Origin of the sequence: Bartonella jaculi, from assembly GCF_039543045.1 — a bacterium.
GTDB lineage: Bacteria > Pseudomonadota > Alphaproteobacteria > Rhizobiales > Rhizobiaceae > Bartonella > Bartonella jaculi.
In genome coordinates this window covers 1-1,553 of sequence record NZ_BAABIZ010000104.1, presented here as the reverse complement: position 1 = coordinate 1,553, position 1,553 = coordinate 1, and the positions used below count along the sequence as shown (strand labels likewise).

Genomic DNA, 1,553 nt, shown 5'->3' with positions numbered 1-1,553 from the left:
TTAAGTAACTTAATCTCTATTACAGAAAATGCTTTTGATATTTAAAGCAAGAAAAAATAATCTCTTTATTAAAGTTGTATAACAACCATAAACCCATAGGTTAATTTAGACTCTAAATGTGCTTTATACTTATTCAACATTCCCGCATTTCCATTTAGGTCTCGTTATAGGAAGTGCATATAGCACCAAGGTAAAAGACTCAGAATGTTATCATGTTATAAACGACAACATCAAACTCTGACTTTATCGAAATTTGAAATAATTTTCCCCCATTAATTTCAAATTCCATTCACAATGGTTCCTTAGCTCTAAAATATGTCTTTTTTATGTTTTGAATATGTTTTTAAATTTTTTCATTGGAGAATTTGTTATGAAAAAAATACATGCCATACCAGCGCGCAATGACGCCACTAGGCTTCATTTTCCTTATCCATTGTCTTTGGTTAGGGGATTTTCGTTGGTTGCAATGCTGGCGTTTTTATCAAATGTTTCTCCTAGTTTTTCAGCAAATATCGATTTAACAAAAGTGCTTCTTACGAGCGCTAAGAGCGCTACTAGGGCTGATTCCCAAGGCATTATTTCTGTGTATGATGACTATGCTGATAACAAGAAAAATTATCTAAAAGCACTGAATATTGCTTTGACATCCAAGGTAAATGCTTCTGGTGACTATGCAAATTTTTTAACCAAAACCCTTTTGGGTGTGAGCGATTATAGTCCTATAGTAAATGTTTTGACGGCGGATAGCAAAAATTTATTGGAAAGCCCCCTAGATGCAGGGGAGCAATATAAAAAGTCTCTCATCAGTTCATCGCCATTTGTGGTTGATAGCTCTGCAGTTCAACAGCTTGCACAGAATAATGAGAGTGCAGGTATTATTAATGTATCTGATATCTTGCCAAGCGGTTTAACTAGGGGAATGCAACGTGGTGTGAGTGCAGAAAATATCACTTTTGGTAATAATTTGCGGGTAATAGGCGACTCTCTCGTTAATGATGTTGTTATTGGCAACAACGTGAAGATGGAAACATCGAGTAATTTTGGGTTGTCAGAAAGTGTTCTTATCGGTGATTCTGTACGGCTCGTTAATGGAGGTGATTCCGTTGTTATTGGTTCCCATGCATTAATAAGTGGAGGTGACTCAGTTGCTATTGGTTATAAGGCGGAGGTGGAGAAATCGATTTCTGTTGCTATAGGTCATTTGGCGCATGCTATAGGCAAAAAAACTATCGCAATAGGTGGTGAAGGTAGAGTAGGCGACAACCCGATTCCTCCTGAGGGTCGTACAGAGGCAATAGACGATTACTCAATCGCTATTGGCAATCGCGCTAAGTCTAAAGGTGTTAACTCTATTGCTTTTGGTCGGGATTCTAAGACATCGGCAGAGGATACTATTGCTATAGGCCGCATGGCGCATGCCATGGGCAAAAGCAGTGTTGCAATAGGTTCCGAATATAATGCAGAGAGGGTGGAAAATGGTATATCCGTGGAGAATGATTATACAACAGCGAAAAGTGATTATTCCACAGCTGTGGGTTCTGTTTCTAAAGCTT

General features: G+C 38.1%; 1 pseudogene. It reads left to right on the top strand.

Features of this window, described 5'->3' with window-relative positions:
- Window positions 1–370: 370 nt before the first annotated feature.
- Window positions 371–1,553 (top strand): annotated as a pseudogene (locus ABD915_RS09555) (hypothetical protein); the annotation flags it as partial.